Annotated in this window: 2 protein-coding genes; both read right to left on the bottom strand. The window is 71.2% G+C overall.

The features are described 5' to 3' along the window. Positions 1 to 154: 154 nt before the first annotated feature. On the bottom strand, positions 155 to 496 hold the full coding sequence (locus ACWGKU_RS40375; protein WP_401048374.1) for a hypothetical protein: 342 nt from the start codon (positions 494 to 496) through the stop codon (positions 155 to 157). Between the two features lie 16 nt (positions 497 to 512). Then, complete coding sequence (locus ACWGKU_RS40370) at positions 513 to 4619, bottom strand: polymorphic toxin-type HINT domain-containing protein (protein ID WP_452191813.1); 4107 nt, start codon at positions 4617 to 4619, stop codon at positions 513 to 515. Positions 4620 to 5142: the final 523 nt, after the last annotated feature.

Genomic DNA, 5142 nt, shown 5'->3' with positions numbered 1-5142 from the left:
GCCCCCGCCTGGCGGGGTCGCCCCCCACCACCGCCGCTGTGCCGCCGTGAGGTCCCCGCCGACATGTGTCGGCGAGGACCTCTCGGCTTCGAGCGTCCGACGGGGGCGTGATGCGGGGAAGACGGTTCACCGCACCATACGGCCCATCACATGCTCATACCTCCCACGGCATCGGAAACCGCGGAGCACCCTCCGGCCGGCCCTCACCCGGGCTCATGTTCCTGACTCCCGAGTAGTCATACCCGTCGAGGAAGGTCACGGAGTCGACGGGAACCCATGTCTCGACGGAGCCCGCCTCGATCGACTCGGTGAACGGCGCAACCGGAAGAACGTGCCGGTACCAGACCTTCATGACGACCTGAAGCCATTCGAACCCTCCGGGCCGCTCTTCCCGAGCGGTCAACTCGCCGAGCACCTGCCCTCCGCCCTCGGGTAGAGCCACCATCACGGGCCGAGTGTTCCGCTTCCCGCTGTCGAAGGAGATCTCCAGGTTCATGGCGTCACCCTAGTCGCTAGCAGGGAGCGTCGCCGTTGATGAACGTGGTGATCCTACGAACCGCCGGGTTTCCGCAGATGTACCTCAACTCGTGCGACGTGTAACCGTTGCCGTAGTCCATCCCCTTGAGGATCCCCTCGACGTCCTGAACGCCCTTCATGTTGAAACTGATCTTTCCACCGCCGGAGACGACCCGATCGATCATCTTGCTGAGATTCTCAGGAGTTGCCACGCCCCTGGGAATCAGGTCGCCGAAAGGCCCGTTCTTGTAGGTCACGGCTCCAAGGCCCTGCGCGAACCGGTCGAGCGTCCCGACTTCCTGTCCGCGGATGGATTCGAGGCCGAGGGCAAGGTGAGTCGCACAGGCCGGGTCCGTGTTGTGGACCAGGACCGGCAGGTCGCCTGCCAGCACGTAGTACGTGTGGAGGTCGTCGACGGTGAGGTTGTAGGCGCCCTGGAGGGTGTTCCAGTGCCGGACGCTCTCGATCGGCCGGGCCTGTCCGGCCGGGTCGCGCAGTTCGTCGCCGGGCTTGAGGTCGGCGGCGTCGGTCCACTGCTTCCGGTTCTCGGCCCAGAAGGGGTGGTGGTCGGTGCTGGTGAGTGACCGGCCCGCACCGAGGGAGATGTCGGTGAAGTCGCGGTCGTCCGGGGTGTAGATGGTGTTCGAGACCCGGCGGGGGCCGGTCGCTCCGGTGGTGGGGTCGGTGGCGAGGACCTCGTCGTCGACCCGGACGGTCTCGATGGCGCGGGTGGAGCCGTCGGCCATCAGGACGCGGGTACCGGCCGGGAAGCTGTTCAGCGGGCAGGACGGCGGAATGCGCGTGACGAGCTTCTTGATGAACTCGACGGCCTTCTCGCCCCAGGAGCCGAACTTCTTGGCCCACTGGGCGAGCTTGGCGACGGCGGCGCCGTCACCGATGAAGGGGATCGCGCCGATGCAGGACGTGACCGCCTCGGTGGTGCGGCCCTCGACGGCGTAGTAGGCGCAGTTGACGAGGTCGGCGATGTCGGCGAGGCCGGGGGCGATGACGCCGCCCGCGCCGCCGATGACGTCGAGGGTGAGGTGGATGCTCTCGGAGAAGAGGCGGTAGAGGTAGCTGACGTTCTCGCTGTCCTCCTTCGCCTTCTTGATCTCCTCCTCGATCCCCGCGATCGCGTCCTGCTTCTGCTTCTCGGCCTGGGCCTGCTTCTCGGCTTCCTTGCGCTCGGCCTCCAGCTTGGCGAGCCGGGCCTTCTCCTCGGCGTCGTACTTGGTCTGGTAGTCCGCTTGGGCGTCCTCGTAAGCGGCCTGGGCGGCAGCTGCGTCCTGACCGGCCGCCTCGGCCGAGGCACGGGCGGCGCTGGCGGACTCCTTGGCATCGGCAGCGGCGAAGTACGCCTGCCGTGCGGAGCGTTCAGCCTGGTTGGCGGAGTAGACCGCCTTGGCGGCGTCGCGGTTGGCGGAGGCCTTGGCGGCGTTCGCGGTCTTCGCGGATGCGGCCGCCCTGGCGGCGTCGGCCTGGGCGGCGTCGGCGGCGGCCTGGGCCTTGGCGACCTGGTCGGCGGCGGTGTTGGCCGATGCCGTGGCCGCGGCGGCGTAGCCGTTCGCCTCGTTGGCGGCGTCGCGCGCGAGGGCGGCGGCGGCCTGGGCCGTGGCCGCGTTCTGCTGGGCGGTCGCGGCGGCGGCGGTGGCCTGGGCGATCAGGCCCTTGACGTCGGCGACGTGGACGGCGGTGAGCCGGTCGCGCTGCTGGGCGGTGTACTGGCCCCGGGCCACGAAGGTGCGCAGGTCCTGGACGGGGCCTTCGAGGGCGATCCGGGCCGCGGCCTTGAGCTCGGGCTCGGTGTCCTGGGCGTCCTCCAGCCGGACGGCGGTCAGGCGGTCGTCGGCGGCCTGGGCGTCCGACAGCCCCTTGCCGAGGAAGTCCCGCAGCGCGGCCGGGGTGTTGACCCGCAGCGCGGCGTCGGCGGCGGCCTTGACGGCCGGGCCCGCGTTGTCGCTGATGCGGGTGATCGTCAGCCGGTTGTCGGGAGCGGCAGCCTCTGCCTGGCCGCTGGTCAGGAACAGGCCGACCTGGTCCGTGTTGCCCTGGAGCGCGGTGTAGGCGGCGGTACGGACCGCGTCGCTCTCCGAGTCCGTGTAGACCTGAGTGGCGCGGTCGCGGGCGTCGTGCTCCTCCGCCTGCTTGCGACCGGCCTTGAGGTAGGAGAAGACCGCGTTGTCGTTGCCGGTGAGGGCGGCCTCGGCCGCTGCTTCTCCCCAGGTGCCGGAGATCTTGCGGGAGACGAGGGCGAGCTTGCGGCCGTCGGTGGCGACCTGCGCGGGCGTGGCGCCGGGCTGGTTGGCCAACTGGGCGAGGCGGTCGGCCTCGGCCCTCGCCTGCTGGACCTCCTGGGCCGCCTGGTCGGTCTGCGCCTGCTTGTCGGCCTGGTCGGCCTTGGCCTTGCGGGCCTTCTCCACGGCCGCCGCGGTGCGGTTGGTCAGGTCCTCGGCCTCGGTGCGACGGGTCAGGTCCTGGACGGCGTTGGCCTTGTCGACCGCGGTCTGGGCGTCCGTGGCGAAGCCGGAGGCGGCGTTCGCGTGGTCGGTCGCCTCCTGCGCGGCGTTGGCGCTCTGACCGGCGTGGTCGGCGGCGTCCCGCGCGGCCTGTGCCGCGGCCGCGGCGTGGGAGGCAGCGGACGCCAGCAGCGTCTTGGCGGCCTCGGCCTGTGCGGCGGCCTCGCCGGCCAGCTGCTGCGAGGCGGCGGCGGCACGGCCGGCCTCGGCGGCCGCGCGACGCGTCGCCGCCGCGGCCTGCTTGGCCTTCGCCGACTGCCCGCCGGCGCTGTCCGCGTAGGCACCGGCCTGCTCGGCCGAACCCGCCGCGGAATCCGCGTTGCCCTTGGCACTCAGCGCGGCACCCGCCGCGTCCTTGCTGCTCTTGGCGGCCTCGTTCGCCTTCACCAGCGTGGCGTTAGCGTCCGCGGCGATCTTCGCCGCGGCGTCGGCGGCGTCCGCCGCCACCCGCGCCTCGTGCGCCTTGGTCGCGTCACCGGCCGCGTTGGCGGCCGCCGTCCGCGCGTTGGCGGCCGCCCGCTGGGCCCCGGCCGCGGCGGCCGCCGCGTTCGACGCCGCGTAGGCGGCGGCCCGCGCACCCGCGTTGGCCGCGCGGGCGGCGGTCAGCGCCGTCTGCGCCGCCGCACCCGCGCGATCGGCCGCACTGGCGGCGTCGTTCGCGGCGGCGGTGGCCTTGGCGGCGTCGTTGCCGGCCTTCTGGGTCTCGGACGCGGCCAGGGCGGCGGCCTCCATGGCCTTCTGCGCCTCGTGGACCGCCGTGTCCTTGGCCTCGATGGCAGCGGCCGTCTCCTGGGCCGCCTGCGCGCTCGCGTCCTTCGCCTGCTGCGCAAGCTGCGCGATGCTCGCGCGCTCCTGGTCACGGCTCTGCGCGATGTACCGGCCGGTCGCCAGGAAGTCGCGCACGTCCTGGATCGACCCGTTCAGCGCGATCCGCGCCGCCGCCTGGACGTTGGGGCCACCGGAGCTCAGGATCTGGACCAGCTTGACCCGGTCGTCGGCGTCCTTCGCCGTGAACTGACCCTCGGTCAGGAATCGCTGCAGGTCGTCACCGGTGTTGCTGCGCAGCGCGGCATCACCCGCCGCCTGCAGGCTGCGGCCGGCGCCCATCGCGGGGTCGGTGATCCGGGTGATCCACAGTCGCCGGTCCGTGTCGAGGGCCGCCTGCCAGCCGCTCTCCAGGAAGGTGCGTCGATCCGCGGCCGTCCCGTCGATGGCCTTGTCGGCGGCCTCGCGGACCTTCGGCCCGCCCACGCTGGAGATCTGGGTGGCGGTGAGCAGGTCGTCCGCGCTCTGCGCCCCGGCGAACTCGGTGTCCAGGAAGCGCTTCACGTCCTGGTCGGAGCCCGCGAGCGCGGTCTCCGCGAGTGCGTGGAGCCGGGGGCCGCCGTTGAGCCACGCCTGCACGGCACGCTCGCGGTCGCTCGGCCGAACCTGCCCGGTGGCCGGGTCGGCGGCAGCGGCGCTCGTAACGCCCGCCCCCACCAGTCCGGCCGTGAGGGCCAGTGGCAGCAGGCTCAGGGAGAGCCTGCCCAGCAGCGGCGGCCCTCCCCTTCCTCGCCGTCGTGAGCGGGATATCGATTGGCGCACGGGAAACCTCCACTGTCGACATCGGCCGAATCCCGGCCGCAGCAGATCCCCACGATAAATGACACTCCAACAGAACGCTCACGAAGTCAAAGAGTTGAAGAGAGGTCAAGGAGTCAAAGTGCCTCAGTGGGCTCATAATTCGGCAAAGGTGTCGCACCGTCAGCATGTGATCAAATGCATTCCAAATCGTGACAACTTGCCTGCCTGAGCTGCAAAAAGGGTCTTGGCGCGGGCTCAGTTGATCTGGTTCGATGGGGCGGTTTCCGCCGATGGTCACAGGGGTGGTCACGTGGCCTTCAACCCTTGCCCCCGCCATTCATGACGCTTCATCGCATCATGTCGGTTCGCCTGCCATCCGGGGTCTTCGTCCCATTCCGGCGATCTGTCGACCAGGTCAACATCAAACGAACGAAGAGGAATACTCATGGCAAAGCGCATGTCCCGCTGGCTCGTTGGCGGCGCCGTCGCCGCGGCCGCCACGCTCGGCGTCACGGCGATCGCCTCCGCCGACGGCACCCCGGCG

The sequence above is a fragment of the Kitasatospora sp. NPDC054768 genome (genome assembly GCF_053612025.1).
The sequence above is the reverse complement of the archived record's forward strand: the minus strand, read 5'-3'. Positions and strand labels throughout refer to the sequence as shown.

Coding starts and splice junctions, on each gene's coding strand:
- ACWGKU_RS40375 (WP_401048374.1), bottom strand. CDS start 496: ATGAACCTGGAGATCTCCTTCGACAGCGGGAAGCGGAACACTCGGCCC.